Consider the following 18,786-nt stretch of genomic DNA (forward strand, 5'->3'; position numbering starts at 1 on the left):
TGGCATTGTTCCACCCGGTTTGAAGGCCAGAGTGGGCGGGCACCCCGGCGATATGACTCAGGTACCCAACGTCACGCTCAGAAACGGCAAGCAGATTCCCCAGCTCGGTTTCGGCGTCTTTCAGATCGACGCCGACGAGACCGCGAAGGCCGTCGAAACGGCGCTCGAGATCGGCTACCGACACATCGACACCGCGCAGATGTACGGCAACGAGAAGCAGGTCGGCGAGGGCATTCGTAACTCCGGCATCGACCGCGAATCGGTGTTCGTCACCAGCAAGCTCAACAACGGTTTCCACCGGCCCGACGACGCGCGCTCGGCGTTCGACAAGACGCTCAGCGACCTCGGGACCGACTACGTCGATCTCTTCCTCATCCACTGGCCGCTGCCCACCCGGTACGACGGCGACTTCGTCTCCACGTGGAAGACGTTGGAGGAGTTCGCCGCCGACGGCCGGGCCCGCAACATCGGCGTCTCGAACTTCCAGCCCGCTCACCTCGATCGCCTCGCCGAAGAGACCGAGACGGTCCCCGCGGTGAACCAGATCGAGGTGCACCCGTACTTCGTCAACCACGACGTGTGGGCCTACGGCCGCGAACATGCCATCCCCACCGAGGCGTGGTCGCCGATCGCTCAGGGCAACGTTCTCGACGACGCGGAACTGAAGCGAATCGCCGACGCCGCAGGCAAATCCGTTGCACAGGTGGTGCTGCGCTGGCACATTCAGCGTGGCAACATCATCTTCCCGAAGTCGGTGACTCCGGAGCGCGTGAAGGCCAACTTCGACATCTTCGACTTCGAGCTGAGCTCGGCCGACGTCGATGCGATCACTGCACTCGACAAGGGCGAGGAAGGCCGGAACGGTCCGAATCCGGACACGTTCGACATGATCCCGGACTAGAACGTAACACTGTGGGCCCGAACGTCTTCGGACGTTCGGGCCCACAGTGTTGTTCGAACGGCTGTCGGTGCTTCAGTGCTTCAGGGTTGATCCGGTTGCGGCGATGACCTGTTCGGTGGTCACGCCCGGTGCCAGTTCCACCAGCTTCAGCGTGCCGTTGCCGACGACGTCAATGACGGCCAGGTTGGTGATGATGCGGTCGACGACGCCCTGGCCGGTCAGCGGCAGGGTGCACGCGTCGAGGATCTTCGGATTGCCGTCGCGGTCGGTGTGTTCCATGACCACGATGACGCGTCGAGCCCCGTGCACCAGGTCCATCGCGCCGCCCATGCCCTTGACCATCTTGCCGGGGACCATCCAGTTGGCGAGGTCGCCGTTACGGGAGACCTGCATGCCGCCGAGAACGGCTGTGTCGATGTGGCCGCCTCGGATCATGCCGAAGCTCAGCGACGAATCGAAGTACGACGCACCGGGATTGACGGTGACGGTCTCCTTTCCGGCATTGATGAGGTTGGCGTCGACCTCGTCCTCGGTGGGGTAGGGGCCGGTGCCGAGGATGCCGTTCTCCGAATGCAGAGTGACGTTCACCTTGTCGGTGAGGTAGCCCGGGATCAGCGTCGGCAAGCCGATGCCGAGGTTGACGTATTCGCCGTCGACCATCTCGGCCGCCGCACGCTCGGCCATCCGGTCTCGGGTCCATCCTGCGGTCATGCTCGAACTCCTGAACTGACGGTGCGCTTTTCGATGCGCTTGTCCTGTGGACCGGTATGTACGACACGTTGGACGAACACTCCGGGAAGATGCACCTGGGCCGGGTCGATTTCGCCCGGCTCGACGAGCTTCTCCACCTGAGCGATGGTGATCCTGCCCGCCATCGCTGCCAGCGGGTTGAAGTTCATCGCTGTCTTGTCGAACACGAGATTGCCTGCGGTGTCGCCGATCTCGGCGTGCACTAGAGCGAAATCGGCGTTGATCGCCTCCTCGAGCACGTAGCGTTTGTTGCCGAACACCCGTGTTTCCTTGGGCGGTGACTCGATCGAGACGGAACCGTCGACGTTGTAGCGCCACGGCATTCCGCCGTCGGCGATGGGGCTGCCGACCCCGGCGGGGGTGAAGAAGGCGGGAATGCCGGTGCCGCCGGCGCGGAGACGCTCGGCGAGCGTGCCCTGCGGTGTCAATTCCACTTCGAGTTCGCCGGCGAGGTACTGCCGGGCGAACTCCTTGTTCTCGCCGACGTACGACGCAGTGACGCGGCGAATACGTCCGGCTGCCAACAGAATTCCCAATCCGTAGCCGTCGACGCCGCAGTTGTTGGAGAACACCTCCAATTCGTCCGCGTCGGTGTCGGCGATGGCCTCGATGAGGGCATCGGGGATGCCGCACAGGCCGAAGCCGCCGACCGCGATGGTCGCTCCTCTACCGATGTCCGCCACCGCGTCGGCTGCGGAGTCGTAGGTCTTTCCTGTCACGTGAACTCCTGATGTGTTCGTTGAGCAAACGATGGGTCCAGTGAACTCGACCTGCGGGCATTGCGGAGGTGTTGGGAAATTCTGCTCGATTGTCGAACATGAAGTGCGTCGGCGTTCACTCAGTGGACGTACAGTGGTGCGGTGACTGTGCTCGATGCCAACGCAGGCGTCATCGCCAAAGTGTGTGCTCTGCTGCGTGCCGCCAGTGCGGCGGAGGCGGCCGGTACCTCGACCACCGAGTTGGCGAGGTCTGCTGGCGTTGCGCGGCCGACGGCGCATCGGCTGTTGACGGAATTGGCCGACGAGGGATTCGTCGACCGCGATACGGGAACCGGACGGTGGGCACTGGGACCGGAAATCTATCTCCTCGGCTCCATGGCCGCGTTGCGCTACGACGTCACCGATCAGGCCCGAGATATCGTGCAGGACTTGGCAATGCGGAGCGGCGAGAGCGCGTTCCTGTCCGCGCGTCGAGGTGGCGAGACGGTGTGTCTGCTTCGGGTGGAGGGCAGCTTCCCGCTACGGTCGCATGTGCTGTACGAGGGCATCCGATTACCGCTGGGTGTGGCCTCCGCAGGCTTGGCCGTTCTCGCTCATCTCCCGGACCGCGAGGTCGACGACTACCTCGACGGAGTCGATCTGGTGCCCGAGTGGGGAGCCGATCATTCGGAGTCGGCGATTCGCCACCGGATCGAGCAGACGCGGTCCTCGGGCTACGCCGTCAACCCGGCGTTGCTCGTGGAAGGCAGCTGGGGACTGGGCGCGGCGGTGTTCGACCGCGGCCGCAGGCCAGCATGGGCGTTGAGTCTGACCGGTGTGGAAACGAGGTTTCGAGAGGACAGACGTCGGGAGTTGGGAAAGATGCTGCTCGACGCGGCGCATCGGCTCACCCTGCAGGTGGGCACCCGTCCTGATCCGATCTAGCCGTCCAGTTCTTCGAGAATGTCTGCGGCATCCTGGCTTCCGCCGGCTGCCAGCCGCTGCAGTTCGTCGCGGTCCTCGCGCTCTCCGGCGCTTTCGACGAGCATGTCGACGGCGTCGCTGTTGCCGGCTGCGGCAAGTGAACGCAGATCGTCGACGGTGCCCTGCTCCACCAATTCGTCGATCGCGTCCTGGTCACCGCCCGCAGCCCGTGCACGTAGCGCGGTCAGGTCGGATGGCGTGGGTTCGGTCATGTACGGAGTTTAAGTCGCCCGTGCGAGGCGAGGAACAATTCTGACGTACGCGATCATGCCGATCAGCTCCACCAACGTCTGCGTCACCACAACGACTGCGGCGAGGGAAAGAGCCGGCGGCAGCGCGAGCGCGAGAGGCAGCACCACCAGCGAGTTCCGGGTCGCCCCGGAGAAGATCAAAGCCCGGGTCGCGGGCACGTCCTGGCGGGTGACCCGAGCCGTCGCGAGTCCCACGACGGCCATGACGACCAGAAACGCCACGAAGATCGGCACTGCTGCGATCAGCTGAGATGCCTCGCTGCGGACTGCGTCGGCTTGAGATGCGACGACGACTGCGAGGGTTGCCATCATGATCGGCACCATTGCCGCGGCCATGGCGTCCATGATGTGAGTGCCGAGGCGTGTGCGTCGTGCCAACCACTGCGTTGCCGCAGCCAATGTCAGTGGCAGCGCGATCAGTAGGACGAACGCCTCGACGAACGGTGCGACGTCGACGATCTCCATTACCTCGGATCCGACAAACAACCAGAGGTAGAGCGGCAAGAACGCGATCTGCAGCAGCATCAGTAATGGAGCAGCGGCGAGAAGTCGTTCCGATGCCGCCCCGGCCAATCCGCTGAAGACGATGACGTAGTCGATGCACGGAGCCAACAGCACGAGAAGTATCCCGACGAGCACCGCTTCGTTACTCGCAACGAACCGGGTCAGTGCGAACACGACGATCGGGACGAGTACGAAATTGAGCACCACGACGCTCAGCAAGAAATTCCGGTCGCGTAGCGAATCGCCGATGGCGGAGAACGGAACTGCGAGGAACGTTGCGTAGAGCAAGACGATCAGCGCCGGATTGATGGCGATCTCGAATGCGGGAGCCGATGCCGGTGCCGCCAACCCGACAACAACTCCGACGGCCAACGCCAGTAGGTACAGCGGGATCTGGAACTTCTCCAGCCACGCCACTGCCGAACCGGTCACGTGGTACTCGTCGATGAAGTGCAGAGGGTGGGCACGTACCGAGGATAGGCGTTGTCGAGTATTCGGGGGATGTGGCTCGGGTACGCGATCATCGCCGCGTCGGTCCGACGACCTGGGGTTCGACGGGTCCGGCGTTCTTGTCGGTGGGTCGGGATACTCTTCTTCCAGTTCGAACATGCGTTCTTGTTTCGATTCACTGGGGGGTGAAGAGATGGCGATACCGACGGTGTCGTTGGATGCGTTGACCGCTGCTGCGCGGGAAGAGAATCGGCTGGCGGCTCGCAAGATTTCCGCGTGCTACTCCGTCCATCGGAGCTGGATCACTCTCGACACCAAGCACAAGCACTACAGCCGGTATGGGCGCACCGAGATGGCGGTGGCGTTGGGGTGTTCGGCGACGGTCGCCGAGGCGTATGTCTCGGTCGGGGTCGCCCTGCACACTCGACTGCCGCTGGTGAAGAATGTATTCGAGGCTGGGGAGATCGACCTTCCGCGAGTGAGGGTGGTGTGCCGGATCCTCGACAACCTCTCCGACGACATCGTGAAGTCGGTCGAGGACGAGATCGTCGAAACAGCCCGCCGGTCGTCACCGGGGCCGCTGGAGAAGGAGATCTGGGACATTCTGCTGCGGGTGGCACCGGAGGAAGCGGCAGCGTTGCGGGAGTTCGCGAAGAGGTTCCGCAATGTTTCTTACGCCCCGGCTGGGGAGTTGGCGCGGATCCGAGCAGAATTGACCGCCCCCGAAGCCGCGGCCGCATGGCAGCTCCTGGAGGAAATGGCCGACACGCTCTGCCCGAAAGACCCACGCGGCAAACAGGATCGGCTGTGTGACGCCTTCATGGCGCGGATGCACGGAGAACCCCGGCTGGTATGCCTGTGTCAACGAGCGGACTGCCCGAAGAAAGATGCAGAGCTGCCGGATCGTCGGGTGCCGTTGACGATGGTCACCGTCGACATCGCAACGCTGATCGGACTGTTGGCGAATCCTGCGTACCTGGCCGGGCACGGATCCATCGATCCCGACCTCGCGCGGGAGTTGGCGCGCAACAGTCACTGGCAGGTCCTGCTCACCGAGGCGGTGACGTTGGCAGAGAAACTCGGACTGGCAGTGCAGAACCCGGAAACCGGGGAATGGGAACAACGCTCGGCAGAAACGACAGCCGAGCCGAGTGCGGCAGAGCCCGAGCCGGCAGAGCGCGACGCAACAGAGCCTGACGCGCCAGAGCCTGACGCGACACAAACCAACGCGGAACCGAATGCAGCGAAACCGGATACGCGAGTAACGCGGACGGATACTGGCCCTGGCACTGGCACTGGCAGCGCAACGAACACAGCAGCGCCACTACCGTCGATACCGCCACCTCCAGTACCGCCACCGTCGCTACCGGACCCAGGACCGCATCCCGGCGCAGGGCCCGTTCAGGGTTCGGGTTCGGTTGCTGCAGAATCGCATTCGACGCCAGACCCGACACCGCCTGAGCCGACCGAATACGACGAGACCCAGCACCGGCAACGACGTCGGAATGCCTTGGCGTCCGTTGCAGCCCTGTTCTGTACTCACACACCCGTCGGCAGGGGCACACGGCACAGCTCTGCCCTCGACCTATCCTCGGCGGTCCGCCCCGACAACCCGACGATCCGCCCCGCAGGCTGTACCGCACAGCGGCCTTCCTCCGGCATCTACCTCGGCAATGCATCCCTTGCCGCAGCACTCGAAGCCGCCATCGCCGCCGACCCCACTCTCGGGAAATCCGTAGCACGTGACCCCCTGACCGACCGAGCGCTGATCTACCGACCTGACGCCCTCACCACCGCCGCCGTCCGGCTACGCGATCGCCATTGCCGCTTTCCTGGCTGCCACCGACCTGCCGAACGCTGCCAACTCGACCACATCATCGCCTTCGATCACGCCAATCCACTCGGCGGCGGCTGGACGACAGTCAACAACCTCCAATGCCTCTGCGAATACCACCACAGCGTCAAAACCGCAGGCTACTGGACCGCCGTTATGCTCCCCGGTGGCGCGGTTCTGTGGACCTCCACCTCGAGGACCGCCCGAATCACCCTGCCCGCCAACGGAACAGCCGTACCCATCATCGGCAACGACCTCCGGCCGTACATACCCACCAAGCCCAAACGATCTGGCATCATCGCCTACCCCGACCCACCGGACAACGAACAGCCCGAGACAGACGACACGACAGCACCGCCCTTCTAGAGGCCGCGTTCTTAGGTGCAGCGTTCAGTAGTCGAACGCCTCGAACCTGACGTCTTCACCGGCCACCCACTTCAGAACTGCTTGGTGCAGAGGCCGATCCGCGCACACGTAGAACTGTCGTCGCCCCACGCGGCCTACGGCTTTGACGTCGGCCGCGGTCATTCGTCGTATGTATGTCCGGGCTCGGAGCTGTTCGAGAGTGCGTGCCTTGGCATGCCCGTCGGTGTCCAACTGCCCGGTGATGAACACCGTGATCGCCATCCCCAAGTGGCCGACCTGCTCGATGACGTCGACGGCGAGAGCCAGGTCCTCTGCGCGGATGCTCCACAGCAGGGTCAGCGCGAGTCCGGATTCGTGGGCAGCATGCGCCTGCGCCATGAATGGCGTGATCCCGATCCCCGATGCCACGACCACTACGTCGTCGGTATCGGGCTGCGTATCGGCGTATCTGGTGTCGTCCTCGCCGCCGAAGCCCATGACAGGGACGGCCAGGTCCGACCCTGGAGTCCACCGCGACAGCAGGCGGCTGACCGGTCCGTGCTCCCGAACGGTTATCTCGAATACATTGCTGTCCGAAGTGTTCGGTTCGCTGGACACCGTGAACGTTCTGATGAAGTCGTCGTTGAGGGAGCTCGGGTCATGATCGCGCATGTGCGACCAGCCACGATCGAGTCGATCCGAGAAGTCGAGGGTGACGTGTTGCCCTGCACGCCATCGCACCGGCGTCGACGACTCGCCCGGAGAAAGCCGGAATGTGTAGCGCGATATCGTCGGTGTGATCGGCAGCTTGTGGATCAGCGAGGCAAGCATTCTGTCCGCTGATCTGGGCCGCCGGCCCGAATCTCCGACCTCGCGGGCCAATCTGCGAACCGGCGGGTTGTACGGCGACGGGTCGAGCAGCGTGCCTCGGAATGCAAGGCCCTCTCTTACGAAGCGCACTGCCTCGATATCGATCCGTACAGCCATACTGCTATGTGGCAGAACGCTTTCAGCGGCATCTCCGATCAGTACCTCTGCGCGTCCCGTCAGGTAGAGGATGTCGCCGGTGTCGAAATCGGGGAAGGTGAGTCCCACTGCCCGGTCGGAAGTGATGTTTCCCAAGGTCTGGTAGAGGCGGTTCCCCGAGTACTCCGGGTACACCAGGGTCACGCCCTCCGTGTCGGAGTTACTGAATATCCGGACGAATCCCGGCGCCCCACCGCGGATGTTGGTGTCCATGCTGTGGGCGCCGTGTCGGCTGGAGATGAGGAACGTGTCGGATCTGCCGATAAGGGCGCGGGCGTCGGCTGGTAGCGGGAGTGTATCGGTGATCAACTGCGGAGATGATGCGTAGGGTGTTATCGCCCGCTTGTTGAGATATTTGGGGCAGTTTCCGAGGGTTTCGTCGACTGCGACATTCACCTGTACGTCGATAGGTTCGCTGGTCTTCGAAGGCGTTGTGTTCGTTCGCCTTTCCATCACTATCCCGTCGTGCAGCCGTCCTGCGATCTTGACCCGGCCCCTGTGCTCGAGATCGATGACGAGGCCCGAGACCAGCCTTCCTCGTCCGTTCGTGGCTTCGTCGCCCACGAGACCCTCGAGCACTGGGTCGGTACCCGTCCAGTGAGCGCCTGGATCTGCGGGGCGAGGTTCGAGCCGAGTCCGAAACCTCACTCGGAGAACACTGTCCGCGGCCACGGTTGCTGTTCCCGGAGCGCCTCCGAGCAGCGTTGTCCACACACGGCCGTCGACGCCGATCGTCCCCAGCGCCACGAGTGGGCTCCGGCTCATCCAGGGTCCGTATGCGGCGGGCAGCCCTGGGACAGTGGGGTTGTCCTCGTACGGCACCTGCAGAAGACGGTGCATCGTCTCCTCCCCTGGATGCCACTGGCTCGGCATGTGGTCGTCATCTGCTCGCATGACGTCTGGCCTTTCTCGGAGGCTGTTGGCATACATGGCTATTGGGAATAGCTGGTGCGGAATCGAGAACAAGTTCTCTATCAGGCTGCGTGTCGCGCCCCGGAAGATCGGTGCAGGAAGGTGGTGATCAGGGTGGCGACGTCGTCGAGGTGGCTTTCGAGGAGGAAGTGGCCCCCGTCCAGTAGATGAATTTCCGCGTCGGGAAGATCGCGCAGGAACGCGCGCGCGCCGTCGGGTCCGAAGATCTCGTCGTTCTTGCCCCAGACAGCAAGGAGTGGGGGACGACAATCGCGAAAGTAGCGCTGCACCGCCGGATACAGGCGGACGTTGGTCGGATAGTCGGCGAACAGCCGCAGTTGGATCTCGTCGATGCCGGAGCGGGTGAGTAGCGTGTGGTCGTGGATCCAAGCGTCGGGACTCAGGAGCGTCGAATCGGAGACGCCGTGGACGTACTGCCATCGGACCGCGTCCAGTTCGAGTGCTTCGCGCAGCGGAGCCGCGGTTTCCGGTGTGCGGTTATTCGCGTAGGTCCATAGAGGAGCCCAGAACGAGTCGACGAACCCTTCCTCGTAGGCATTTCCGTTCTGAGTGACGATGGCGGTGATGCGATCGGGATGGCTGAGGGCGAGACGCCATCCGACGGGTGCGCCGTAGTCCTGGGTGTAGATCGCGTACCGGTCGAGACCCAGCTGCTCGAGGAGGTGATCGGTCACCGCGGTGAGCGTGTCGAAGGTGTAGTCGAAGTTGTCGACGGATGGAGCTGACGAGTATCCGAAGCCGATGAGGTCGGGTGCGATCACGTGAAAATGTTTGCCCAACAACGGGATGAGGTGGCGGAACATGAAAGAGCTCGAGGGCGTTCCGTGCAGCAGCACGATGGTGGGATCGGCGGGATTGCCGGCCTCGCGGTAGAAGACTTCGAGTCCGTCGACGGTGGTGGTGTGGTGATGAACGGCGACCATGAATAACCCCTATGGGTAGTTGATGTGGTTACTCCCATGACGGAACCACACTGGCCGTAACCTGTCAAGCGGTCTATGATGGTTACATGGACACCGCGGAAGCACGGGCGATCGATGAGGCACTGCTGATCGACCTGCTCAACACCACACCGGTCGTGGATGATCAGCCGATCGATCTCCTGGCGGGCGACGCCGACGGCCGAGACTGGCTGAGTGCACGCGGCGGGACCGGAAGCGCCAAGGAGCTTCGGGTGTGTCGCGCTCTGCGTGACGACCTTCAGCGGGTGGTGCGGGGTGAGGCGTCACCGTCATCGCTGAGAACGTACTTGGATGGCCTCTCGCGGGTGCCGGTGCTGACCGATGACGCGCTGGACTGGAATCTGCAGGTGGCCGAGGATCGCCGACTGGCTGCGCGAATAGTGCTGGCCTGGGCGGAGATTCGTGAGACTATTCCCGGCGCACTGCGTCCGTGTGCGAATGACGAGTGCCGCCTGTTTCTCCTGGATCGCTCCCGTGCGGGCACCGCGCGGTGGTGTTCGATGGCCACGTGTGGCAACAAGATGAAGGCCCGACGGCACCGTGCTCGGGCAGCGGGCGACTGATTGTCGCGCGCCGCAGCGGGCGCAGGGCGATCGCCCTCGTCGCGAACATTCTGCTGGCCGGCGCGGGGTGTGCCGTCTCCTGCTCGGGCGCAACACGCGAGCCCACGACCGACCGATCGTGGGCTCGTCGTACAGGAGGTGAGAGTCGCCCTCGGGCGCTAGGACCCGAGGGCGACCAGGGCTGGGGGTGTCAGACCAGGTTCCGAATGTGGTCGCGCGTGAATTCGATGCGCTCGTCGACGCGGCCGTCGCCGACCTTGTTCACCCACTCCGGATCGGAGAGCAGCGCCCGTCCGACGGCCACCAGGTCGAACTCGCCGTCCTGGAACTGACCGGCCAACGCGTCCAGTCCCGTCACACCGGAGGCCGCGTCCTCCGACCATGCCGAGGTGAACACCGAATCGAGGCCCACGGAGCCGACGGTGATGGTCGGAACGCCGGTGAGCTTGCGCGTCCAGCCGGCCAGACCGAGCTTGCCGTCCACTCCGTCCAGTTCGGGGAATGCCGGATCCCAGTGCCGACGAGTCGAAGCATGCAGTACGTCCACGCCTGCGTCGACCAGTGGCGTGAGGACGCGATCGAGTTCGGCCGGGTTCTCTGCGAGTCGAGCGTCGAAGTGGTTGCTCTTCCACTGCGAGAAGCGGTAGACGATCGCGAAGTCGTCGCCCACCGCGGCACGGATCGCAGCGACCACCTGTGCGGGGAAGCGGGTCCGGGCCTCGAGAGATCCGCCGAACTCGTCGTCGCGCACATTGGTTGTTGCCCAGAGGAATTCGTCGAGGAGATAACCGTGAGCACCGTGCAGTTCCAGGCCGTCGAAGCCGGTGTTCTTCGCGTTGACGGCAGCCTGAACCCAGTGCGAGGTCAGTTCGTCGAGATCGGCGTCGGTGAAGGCGCGACCGACCGAGGAGCCGTCGAGAGCGATGCCGGACGGGCTGACGGTGGTGACGTCGGGGAACAGGCGTGGCTCGGTGCCGCGCTCGACCCCCAGGTGCCACAGCTGCGGGATGATCGCGCTGCCCTCGGCGTGGACCGCATCGACGACGCCCTTCCATCCTTCGAGGCTGGTGTCGCCGTAGATCCTCGGTACGCGGGTGTGCGGTCCTGCGGCGGGGTCGGGGATGTAGGTGCCCTCGGTGATGATGAGGCCGGTGCCGCCTGCTGCACGTTTGCGGTAATACTCCGCCACGTCCGGGCCGGGGATGCCGTCGGGCGAGAACGCCCTCGTCATCGGGGCCATGGCGAAGCGGTTACGCAGCTTCAGCGACTTGACCTCGAACGGCTCGAAGAGCCCGGCGGTGGACAGGTGCGGTGTTGTCGTTGCAGTTTCGGTCACGCCTGCGCACAACCTGGTCGGACTCCGAGCTATTCCCCCTCCCGGACTGTAGCGTCGAAACACTATGAGCCAGTCGCCGCTGATATCAGCTTCCGAATTACACGATCTGTTCGAGATGGGTCGCGGCCCAGTGGTCCTGGACATTCGGTGGACCCTCCAAAACGGTAGCGACAGAGCAGGTTACGAGGCGGGGCACATCCCGACCGCACAATTCGTCGACCTCGGTACGGAACTGGCGGCACCGCCAGACGATCGTGGTCGCCATCCGCTGCCCGACGCGGATACGTTCGTTGCGGCGATGCGAGGAGCCGGAGTCGGCGACGATTCCGCGGTGGTGGTCTACGACGCGGGCCCGGCAACTGCGGCTGCGCGGGCCTGGTGGTTGCTCCGCTACTTCGGCCACCGTGATGTGCGCGTCCTCGACGGCGGGTTCGCGCGATGGGTGGACGAGGGATATTCCGTCGGCACCGAGCCCTCGATCGTGGCGGCCGGATCGTTCACGGCGCGGCCGCCGCTGGCCCGGGTCCTCGAAGTCGGGGACGTGCTCGACTTCGCACGCGAGAACGTCCTGCTCGACGCCCGCGCACCCGAGCGATTCCGCGGCGAGGTCGAGCCAGTCGATCCTGTGGCCGGCCACATCCCCGGGGCGGTCAACAGGCCGACGACCGACAATGTCGATTCCGCCGGGCGCTTCCTGCCCCCGGAGGTACTCGATGGCGCATTCGGTGGACTCGTACCGAAGGGAAAGGACGTCGCCGTCTACTGCGGCTCGGGCGTGACCGCGGCGCATCAGATTCTCGCACTGGAGTTGGCAGGTATCGATGCCGCGTTGTATCCCGGCTCGTGGTCGGGTTGGATCGCCGATCCGACGCGGCCGAGGGCATGACACACCGGCGCTGAGCTGGCAGTTCATTCAACCAGGGTTGAACTTGAATCTGACTTCAACTATACCTGGGGAATGAAGGTTGCAGGCAAGGTCGCCATCGTCACCGGAGGTGGTGGCGGAATCGGCGGAGCCATCGCCGCCAGACTCACCGAACACGGAGCCCGCGTCGTCGTCTCCGATGTCGACGAGTCCACGGCCCGATCCGTGGTCGACGCCATCGAGCGAGACCGGCCGGGCACAGCCGTCGCTGCCGCGGCCGACGCGTCGGACATAGGGGATATCGAGCGGCTGATCGCGGTCGCCGAAGAGTCGTTCGGTCCGGTCGATCTGTATTTCGCAAACGCCGGCATCAGCGGTGCCCCCGGGCTCGACGCCAGCGAACAGGACTGGGATCTGTCGTTCGACGTCAACGTGCGCGCGCACATCCGCGCTGCGCAGCTGTTGGTGCCGGGTTGGCTCGAACGTGGTGAGGGCTATTTCGTCAGTACGGCCTCGGCAGCCGGTTTGCTCACCCAGATCGGTTCCGCGACATACGCGACGACCAAGCATGCCGCGGTGGGGTTCGCCGAGTGGCTCAATGTCACCTACGGCAATCGGGGCATTCGCGTCAGCTGCCTGTGCCCGATGGGCGTCAATACCAAGCTGCTCTACGAAGGCCGCGAATCGGGAGATGCCTTGGGAGCGGCCGCAACTGCCGCCGTACTGAGCGCGGGCGCTGTGCTCGAGCCGCTCGACGTCGCCGACGTGGTGCTCGACGCGATGGACCGGGAGCAGTTCCTGATCCTGCCCCACGAGAACGTACTGGACATGTACCGCAACAAAGGTGCCGATTACGACCGGTGGTTGCGCGGCATGCGCCGCTACCAGGACAGCTTGCTCGACAACCAACAGGGGAACTGAACGTGGCATTTTTCGAGACCAGCGACCGCGCAAAGAAGTACGAGTCGGATCTGTTGGAGTTCATGGACTCTCACGTCTATCCGGCGGAGGCGGTGTACGAGCAACAGATGCTCGAAGCCGGGGACCCGCACTTCCATCCCCCGGTTCTCGAGGACCTGAAGAAGGAAGCGCGCTCGCGTGGACTGTGGAATCTGTTCCACCCGCACCCCGAGTGGGGCCCCGGCCTGACCAACCTCGAATACGCTCCGCTGGCCGAGATCATGGGCCGCAGCCTGCTCGCCCCCGAGGCATGCAACTGCAACGCACCCGATACCGGCAACATGGAGGTGTTCACCCTCTTCGGTACCGACGAGCACAAAGAGAAGTACCTGAAGCCGTTGCTGGACGGTAAGATTCGTTCGGCCTTCGCGATGACCGAGCCCGACGTCGCCAGTTCCGATGCCACCAACATCGCAATGAAGATGGACCGCGACGGCGACGACTTCATCCTGAACGGGCGCAAATGGTGGACGTCGAACGCGATGCACAAGAACTGCAAGGTCCTGATCGTCATGGGCAAGACCGATCCCGAGGCAGCAACGCACCGGCAGCAGTCGATGCTCGTCGTGCCCATCGATGCGCCCGGCGTCACCGTGCTGCGCAACCTGCCCGTCTTCGGCTACGTCGACCGCGAAGGGCACGCCGAGGTGCTCTTCGAGGACGTGCGGGTGCCGGCGAAGGACGTGCTGAAGGGGCCGGGTGAGGGGTTTGCGATCAGTCAGGCTCGACTGGGGCCCGGCCGCATCCACCACGCGATGCGGACCATCGGTGTTGCGGAGCGAGCGCTCGAATTGCTCTGTCGCCGTGCGGTTTCACGGGTGACCTTCGGCAAGCCGGTCGCCATGCGTGCGAACATCCAGGACTGGATCGCCGAGGCGCGCATCGAGATCGAGAAGACGCGGCTGCTGACGTTCAAGGCCGCCTACCTGATGGACACCGTCGGAAACAAGGAAGCACGCACCGAGATCGCCGCGATCAAGGTCGCTGCGCCCGAGATGGCGCTGAAGATCATCGACCGCGCCATTCAGGTGCACGGCGGCGGCGGAGTCAGCAACGACTTCCCGCTCGCCATGATGTACGCACACGTGCGGACGCTGCGGCTCGCCGACGGTCCCGACGAGGTGCACAAGATGTCCATCGCGAAGATGGAGCTGCGCAAGTACATGTGAACGTAGCTCACCTCAGGAAGGCAAGGCTGTGCTAATTTCGGCCGATGACAAGGACCTTCCTGGGGTGCGCCTTTGCCGTCGCCACGGCCCTGACGCTGGCATCGTGCAGCAGTAACACCGCTGACGACGCCGGCTCCGACACCCGCAGCGTCACCGTCGACACACTCGCCGGACCCACGCAGATCACGGGAACGCCACAGCGCATCGTCGCATTCGGGCAGCAGTGGGTGGACGCGCTGCTCGAATTCGACGTGCAACCCGTCGGGTATGTCTCCGCCGGATCGAACGGCGACGAACGCGGGCTCTACCCCTGGCAGTCCGCAGTGGATACGGATGCCCAGATGCTCGACTCGGCCGCCGTCGATCAGATGGGGGCTTCGGTGCCGACCGAGCAGATCGCGGCGCTACAGCCCGACCTGATCCTGCTGTCGGGGATACCGTCGATAGAGCCGTACAAGAGCTTGTCCGACGTCGCGCCCACGATATTTCCGAAGGCGGAGAAGGTCGAGACGTGGGAATCGCAGATCGAGACGCTCGGGCGGGTGCTCGATCGCGAGGACGATGCACAGAGCATCATCGACGAGGGGCATGCCGTCACCGATGGCATCCGTCAGCAGTACCCGGCGCTCGACGGTAAGTCGGCTGTGTTGTCGCAGTTCGTTTTCGACAGTCAGCAGCTTGCGGTCGTCGCCGACCCGGAGGACGGTGCCGCGAAGGTCTTCGACAGCATCGGACTCGACGTCCCGCAGGATTTGGTGAACTCGCCCGACATCTCTCACGGCCGGATCGTGCTGAGCCCCGAACGGCTGGACGTTCTCACCGCAGACCTCGTGGTCATTCTCCCCAACGGCGGCACGCGCGAAGACCTCGAACAACTTCCGGGGTTCACCAGCCTGCCCGCGGCGACCGGCGGCGGAGTTGCCGTCGTCGACTACGCGACGGTGGTGGGATTCAATACACCATCGAAAGCGTCGGTCGAGTTCTCGCTGAACAAGATTCGTCCGCAGCTCGAGGCTGTGGGTACCTAACTCTCGGGTGACCAGGACGGGTCGCGTCCGATGAAGGCCATCAACCTGTCCTGGGCGGACGCGTTGTCGTCGACGTCGACGGCGGGGCCGAACTGCCCGCTCGCGCGGAGCACGCGGTCCATCGGTTTCATGGCGATCAGCGCTGCGGCGCAACGCTTTTCGCCGAGATCGGGTTCGCGTCCCAGGGCTTTGGCCAAGTCCCAGGTGTGCATCCACACATCAGCGGTATAGAACCGGTCGATCGCGTCTTCGACCGGCATGTCGCCGATGTGCGGATTGCTCAGGATGCGGCCCGCGGGGGCGTCGAGGATGGCTTGGATGTCCGCGGCGTGTCGCGCCCACGCGGCGGCGGGGTCGCGCGTCACGTCGAGTTCGGTGAGCTCGACACCCTCGACACCGCCGAGGAAACCACGTGACCAACCGACGATGTGTTCGACGACACCCAGCGCGTTCCACTCCGGTACCGGACTGGGCCGAGACCACGCGTCCCCGGAAACGGATTCGACCAACGCCGTGAACGCGGCGGCGTCCCGTGCATGCTGTGCAGCGGGTCCCGTCAACAGTGCATCGAGTTTCTCGTAGCCCTCCCTGACTCCGACATCCATTCCGCTGGAGAGCATCCCGTCTCGGGTTGCGAAGTCGGACAGCACGCTCAGCACCCTCAATCGCGTGCCGCCGTCGTCGCGGGCCTCGAAAGCCATTGTCTCGAGGGCGACCGAATCCGGATCGCCTTCGTAGGTGAAGGTCCACACGATCCGCTCGTTCGCGCGAACCTCGTGGAAGCTGCCGAAGAACGACGCGATCTCTTCGCCGTCGCGGTCGTTCGCGAACGACCATGCACCGCCGGTTCGCGCGTCCCACGCGATGATTCGCGTCGTCACCGACCGTGGGCCTACCCACTGCCGATACAGATCGGGGTCGACATGCGCGCGGAACACCTGCTCCGGCGACGCGTCGAACTGCCGGATGATTTCGATTGTGGGTACTTTGTCGTCCGCTACTATCTCGGTTTCGTGCTCGGTCATGACACGTCCTTCTGAGAGTCGTCTTGTGTTACAACGTGATCCAGCAGGTCGTCGAGTCGGCGGTAGCGCTGCTCGGCCTCCTGGCGATAACGCTCGATCCACTTCGCCATAAGGCCGAACACCTCCGCATCCAAGTGCACCGGTCTGCGCTGGGCGTCTTTGCTGCGCGTCACCAGCCCGGCGTCCTCGAGCACCTTCACGTGCTTGGAGACTGCCTGCAGACTCATGTCGTACGGCTCGGCGAGTTCGCTGACGTTGGCGTCGGCACCCGCAAGCCGAGCAACCATGTCACGCCGGGTGGGGTCCGCCAACGCTGCAAAGGTTCGATTGAGCTGCTCGATCCGGTCGTCCATGGTCACCCACCTCCTCGAATACAGCCAAGATATGCCCCTCGAGCTGTGTAGTCAACCAATTGGTTTATAAAGGATGATTCGGTGCCCTACGCTCGACTCATGAGCTTGGGTGACGATGTGGTGTCCGATCTTGTGTCTCTCGACCCGGGTCATCCGGTGCGTGTGGCGGTCGATGGGGTGACGGCATCGGGAAAGTCGACGTGTGCTCGGTGGCTGGCCGAAGCCGTTGTGGCGCAGGGTCGATCTGCCTTGCATGTCACCATGGACGGCTTTCATCACCGGCGAGCCCATCGGTATCGGCAGGGTCGAGCATCTGCTGCGGGCTACTACGAAGACGCATACGACTTCGGGGCGCTGATTTCCCATGTGTTGGATCCTCTTGGGCCGAACGGGAGTGGGTGTATTCGGCGTCGAGTGATCGATCTGGCGTCTGACGAATTGGTCGAGGACGCCCCTGAGTACGTTCCCTCGGATGCAATTCTCGTCGTCGATGGAACGTTCTTGCATCGGCCACCGCTACCGGACTATTGGGATTACTCGATCTTCGTCGACACGCCCTTCGATGTCGCGAGGTTGCGCGGAATTGCGCGTGACGCCGATGCGCTGGGTGGTGCACAAGCGGCCGGCGACGCGTTCGATCAGCGCTATCACGCTGCTTGCCGGATCTACTTGCGCGAGGTGGGACCTCGTGAAAAAGCAACGCGAGTGATCCCCGGGATTGACAGCCTGTTGTCAAAAGCGAATGATTGACAGCATACTGTCAATCGACGTGAGGACCGTTCCATGATCACCGTTGCGCTGTATGCCACCGACACCATGGCTGATTGGGAGTACGGCTACCTCATCGCCGGGCTCGCGATGGCCCGCGAGCAGAATCCCGACGCCAACCGGTTGCTCGTCGCATCGGAGTCGGGGGAGGCGGTGACGACGATGGGCGGCCTGAGGATTACCCCCGACGTCGCGTTGGCCGATCTTCCGTCCGTCGACGCGCTGATTCTGCCCGGTGCCGGCACGTGGGAATCCGCTAAAGATGCAGCTTTGGAGTTGGCCGCCGAACTCGTGGCAGCGGGCACCCCGGTCGCAGCAATCTGCGGGGCAACCTACGGGCTTGCTCGGACCGGCCTGCTCGACGGCCGGCCACATACCTCGAATGCCGCCGAATTCCTCACTCAGGCTGCGGAATACCGCGGAGCGGAGCATTACCGTGAGGAGAAGGCAGTGTCCGACGGCACCGTCATCACCGCGGGAGCGACCGCACCGATCGAGTTCGCCAAGCTGGTGTTCGAGCGCCTGGACGTGTTCCCGCAGCCCATCATCGACGCTTGGTACGGGCTCTACACAACGGGGGAGCGCAGATTCTACGACCAGCTGACGGGCGCATGAGCGGACGAACGCCGGAGGGGGACGCGCTCACCGAGGTGGTCCTGCCGGTCTTCGAGCTCAACGGCGAATTCCTCGCTGCCGCACAGGACATCACCGAACCGACAGGATTGACGCCGGCCTGGTGGCAGGTTCTCGGGGCCACTCTCGACGAGCCGCTCTCGGTGGCCGATATAGCGCGACGCGTCGGTCTGGGTTTGGCGCGGCAAAGTGTGCAACGAACCGCAAACCTGTTGGTGGACAAGGGCTGGGCCGTCTACATCGAGAATCCGAACCACAAGCGAGCGAAGCTCCTCGAGCCCACCCCGAAGGGACGCGAGACCGTAGCCGCTCTGCGAGATGCTCAACACGCGTGGTCGGACGCGGTGGGCGCCGCGGTGGGTGAGGACGAATTGCGTTCTTTTGCAAAGACTTTGGAGAAAATTGTTGCGGCATCCCGCGCCTACCGTGGTGGCCGTGCATAATTCGG

At 64.1% G+C, this 18,786-nt stretch carries 20 protein-coding genes; 11 read left to right on the plus strand and 9 right to left on the minus strand.

All coding sequences use genetic code 11. The features are described from left to right. Positions 1-52 precede the first annotated feature (52 nt). Positions 53-901, plus strand: coding sequence for an aldo/keto reductase (locus tag J2X62_RS17405; protein WP_032364727.1), 849 nt, complete (start codon positions 53-55; stop codon positions 899-901). Between the two features lie 72 nt (positions 902-973). Here J2X62_RS17405 and J2X62_RS17410 read toward each other — a convergent pair whose 3' ends face one another. After that, the gene (locus J2X62_RS17410) at positions 974-1,612 is read right to left on the minus strand and encodes a 3-oxoacid CoA-transferase subunit B (protein ID WP_057472599.1); all 639 of its coding nucleotides are present in this window, start codon (positions 1,610-1,612) and stop codon (positions 974-976) included. Beyond that, complete coding sequence (locus J2X62_RS17415; protein ID WP_032364512.1) at positions 1,609-2,370, minus strand: CoA transferase subunit A; 762 nt, start codon at positions 2,368-2,370, stop codon at positions 1,609-1,611. Before J2X62_RS17415 ends, J2X62_RS17410 begins: the two co-directional genes overlap by 4 nt. 141 nt (positions 2,371-2,511) lie before the next feature. Here J2X62_RS17415 and J2X62_RS17420 point away from each other — a divergent pair, with 141 nt between their 5' ends. Continuing rightward, positions 2,512-3,294, plus strand: a complete 783-nt coding sequence (locus tag J2X62_RS17420; protein WP_235579900.1) for an IclR family transcriptional regulator — start codon at positions 2,512-2,514, stop codon at positions 3,292-3,294. Here J2X62_RS17420 and J2X62_RS17425 read toward each other — a convergent pair. Beyond that, positions 3,291-3,545, minus strand: coding sequence for a hypothetical protein (locus tag J2X62_RS17425; protein ID WP_037218818.1), 255 nt, complete (start codon positions 3,543-3,545; stop codon positions 3,291-3,293). The genes J2X62_RS17420 and J2X62_RS17425 overlap by 4 nt on opposite strands. A 9-nt stretch (positions 3,546-3,554) precedes the next feature. Further along, positions 3,555-4,520 (minus strand): arsenic resistance protein, encoded by a 966-nt coding sequence (locus J2X62_RS17430; protein ID WP_027494420.1) that lies wholly within the window; start codon positions 4,518-4,520, stop codon positions 3,555-3,557. 211 nt (positions 4,521-4,731) lie between these two features. Between J2X62_RS17430 and J2X62_RS17435 the strand changes: the two genes are divergently transcribed. Then, a complete protein-coding gene (locus J2X62_RS17435; protein WP_310182213.1) occupies positions 4,732-6,738 on the plus strand; it encodes a DUF222 domain-containing protein in 2,007 nt (668 codons plus the stop codon). Between the two features lie 24 nt (positions 6,739-6,762). Here J2X62_RS17435 and J2X62_RS17440 read toward each other — a convergent pair whose 3' ends face one another. Both J2X62_RS17440 and J2X62_RS17445 read right to left on the minus strand, forming a co-directional pair. Further along, complete coding sequence (locus J2X62_RS17440; RefSeq protein WP_310182215.1) at positions 6,763-8,583, minus strand: pyridoxamine 5'-phosphate oxidase family protein; 1,821 nt, start codon at positions 8,581-8,583, stop codon at positions 6,763-6,765. A 134-nt stretch (positions 8,584-8,717) separates the two neighbouring features. Continuing rightward, positions 8,718-9,599, minus strand: a complete 882-nt coding sequence (locus tag J2X62_RS17445; RefSeq protein ID WP_310182218.1) for an alpha/beta hydrolase — start codon at positions 9,597-9,599, stop codon at positions 8,718-8,720. A gap of 86 nt (positions 9,600-9,685) precedes the next feature. On the opposite strand from J2X62_RS17445, the gene J2X62_RS17450 reads away from it, so the two are divergent. Next, positions 9,686-10,201, plus strand: coding sequence for a CGNR zinc finger domain-containing protein (locus J2X62_RS17450; protein WP_310182220.1), 516 nt, complete (start codon positions 9,686-9,688; stop codon positions 10,199-10,201). 190 nt (positions 10,202-10,391) lie between these two features. Here the strand turns inward: J2X62_RS17450 and J2X62_RS17455 are convergent, their stop codons facing one another. After that, entirely contained in the window at positions 10,392-11,537 is a 1,146-nt protein-coding gene (locus J2X62_RS17455) for an NADH:flavin oxidoreductase (protein ID WP_032373834.1), read from the minus strand. Positions 11,538-11,601: 64 nt separating this feature from the next. On the opposite strand from J2X62_RS17455, the gene J2X62_RS17460 reads away from it, so the two are divergent. The 4 genes from J2X62_RS17460 to J2X62_RS17475 all read left to right on the plus strand — a co-directional run bounded on the left by J2X62_RS17460 (position 11,602) and on the right by J2X62_RS17475 (position 15,559). After that, positions 11,602-12,423: a sulfurtransferase gene (locus tag J2X62_RS17460; RefSeq protein ID WP_310182223.1), complete on the plus strand. Its 822-nt coding sequence runs from the start codon at positions 11,602-11,604 to the stop codon at positions 12,421-12,423. A gap of 72 nt (positions 12,424-12,495) precedes the next feature. Next, positions 12,496-13,323, plus strand: a complete 828-nt coding sequence (locus J2X62_RS17465) for an SDR family oxidoreductase (protein WP_027494413.1) — start codon at positions 12,496-12,498, stop codon at positions 13,321-13,323. Positions 13,324-13,385: 62 nt separating this feature from the next. Continuing rightward, positions 13,386-14,531: an acyl-CoA dehydrogenase family protein gene (locus tag J2X62_RS17470; protein WP_371832582.1), complete on the plus strand. Its 1,146-nt coding sequence runs from the start codon at positions 13,386-13,388 to the stop codon at positions 14,529-14,531. Between the two features lie 44 nt (positions 14,532-14,575). Then, positions 14,576-15,559 carry an ABC transporter substrate-binding protein gene (locus J2X62_RS17475; protein ID WP_080733271.1) on the plus strand — a complete coding sequence of 328 codons (984 nt, stop codon included), beginning with the start codon at positions 14,576-14,578 and terminating at the stop codon, positions 15,557-15,559. Here J2X62_RS17475 and J2X62_RS17480 read toward each other — a convergent pair. Next, the gene (locus J2X62_RS17480) at positions 15,556-16,584 is read right to left on the minus strand and encodes a TIGR03086 family metal-binding protein (RefSeq protein WP_310182227.1); all 1,029 of its coding nucleotides are present in this window, start codon (positions 16,582-16,584) and stop codon (positions 15,556-15,558) included. The two genes, J2X62_RS17475 and J2X62_RS17480, sit on opposite strands and share 4 nt — an antisense overlap. Next, positions 16,581-16,937, minus strand: coding sequence for a helix-turn-helix transcriptional regulator (locus J2X62_RS17485; RefSeq protein WP_032364507.1), 357 nt, complete (start codon positions 16,935-16,937; stop codon positions 16,581-16,583). Before J2X62_RS17485 ends, J2X62_RS17480 begins: the two co-directional genes overlap by 4 nt. 99 nt (positions 16,938-17,036) lie before the next feature. Here J2X62_RS17485 and J2X62_RS17490 point away from each other — a divergent pair, with 99 nt between their 5' ends. From J2X62_RS17490 to J2X62_RS17500, 3 genes are read left to right on the plus strand one after another with little or no spacing between them, the layout of a single operon-like run. After that, positions 17,037-17,687 carry a hypothetical protein gene (locus tag J2X62_RS17490; protein ID WP_032364506.1) on the plus strand — a complete coding sequence of 217 codons (651 nt, stop codon included), beginning with the start codon at positions 17,037-17,039 and terminating at the stop codon, positions 17,685-17,687. Between the two features lie 33 nt (positions 17,688-17,720). Beyond that, a complete protein-coding gene (locus tag J2X62_RS17495; RefSeq protein WP_310182231.1) occupies positions 17,721-18,320 on the plus strand; it encodes a DJ-1/PfpI family protein in 600 nt (199 codons plus the stop codon). After that, positions 18,317-18,781, plus strand: coding sequence for a MarR family transcriptional regulator (locus J2X62_RS17500; protein WP_310182233.1), 465 nt, complete (start codon positions 18,317-18,319; stop codon positions 18,779-18,781). The genes J2X62_RS17495 and J2X62_RS17500 overlap by 4 nt, the downstream gene beginning before the upstream one ends. Positions 18,782-18,786 lie beyond the last annotated feature (5 nt).

Origin of the sequence: Rhodococcus sp. 3258 (genome assembly GCF_031456475.1) — a bacterium.
In the GTDB taxonomy this organism is placed as follows: Bacteria; Actinomycetota; Actinomycetes; order Mycobacteriales; family Mycobacteriaceae; genus Rhodococcoides; species Rhodococcoides fascians.